The sequence below is a fragment of the Arachidicoccus sp. genome (assembly GCF_050436765.1).
Classification (GTDB): Bacteria; Bacteroidota; Bacteroidia; order Chitinophagales; family Chitinophagaceae; genus Arachidicoccus.
Map to the genome: position 1 here is coordinate 1 of NZ_JBNQGD010000248.1, position 1,012 is coordinate 1,012.

A 1,012-nucleotide genomic window follows, 5' to 3' on the forward strand; every position below is an offset into this window, starting at 1 on the left:
GAAAAAATATTGGAAAAAACATGACATGAAAAATTGACTAGAGTCTTGCGAGGCATATGTTTTGAATTTTTGATGAGTAATTTCTTTTTTTGCTCCTTCAAATGTTAGATTTTGCATATTTTTTAAAGTGCAATTTTGCAAAAATTTTAACTGTGATTTTTAATTTTTCAAATTTTCTATTTCTAAATGTCAATGTACTTTAATTGTTTAGGCTTGGCTGCTTACGCTCTGGTCACATTATGTCCACTTTTATGGAGTTTCACTGCCAACGAAGTTATTTTATTTGAAAAGGAAACAGCTCCATTTAAAATCACACGAATGCGCATTGAGAAGTGTACAATGACTAACATTCCAAGCAGTGTATTCACAATGTTCACGTTGTTCCTGTTCGTTCTCTGCTACTTGGTGCCTTTGTTTTTGGTCACTTTTTTCTATTCACGGTTGCTCGGAAAACTCAGACAGCATGCGCGGCAATTCACAGTAAGATCTTATTTTTTAATTGCATCCTGAATTTCAATGTTTAGGCTAGTCACATACCCTTAATGTAAGCTTAACTTTTATTCAATTTTATCGGCGACTTTTTACAATAGAATTATAAAATTACCTTTAGGAGGATATCACTGTATACTTTGGCGGTAGCCTGTTTCTACTTCCTATGTTGGACTCCATTCTGGGTCGCCACAGCATTTGCTGTCTACTTGGAATATGCGGGTGAACCAGACAACAGTGTGCCGCCGGCATTTGTTTATGCAATGTACTTTATTCACGCCTTACCTTTCACGAACTCTGCAGTCAACTGGGTCCTGTACGGTGCTTTAAATAGCCAACTTCAACACAGGTACAAAGGCGGACGAAATGCCGAAACAGCAACTCTGATAGCCAATGGTCATAGCACTTGTCCAACTTTGAAAACAGTCCCGTCACTTAATGGAATTAACACACACCGCGTAAGCATTCAATTCATTACCTATTTTTGTTTGAACAACGAGGAGCTAATGAGACGAATTTCAGT

General features: G+C 37.2%; 1 protein-coding gene. It reads left to right on the top strand.

Annotated elements, in window-relative coordinates; all coding sequences use genetic code 11:
- Positions 1-629: 629 nt before the first annotated feature.
- Positions 630-1,012, top strand: a 383-nt coding sequence (locus ACQR30_RS10930) for a G-protein coupled receptor (RefSeq protein ID WP_429734966.1), incomplete at its 3' end; no start/stop codon positions are given.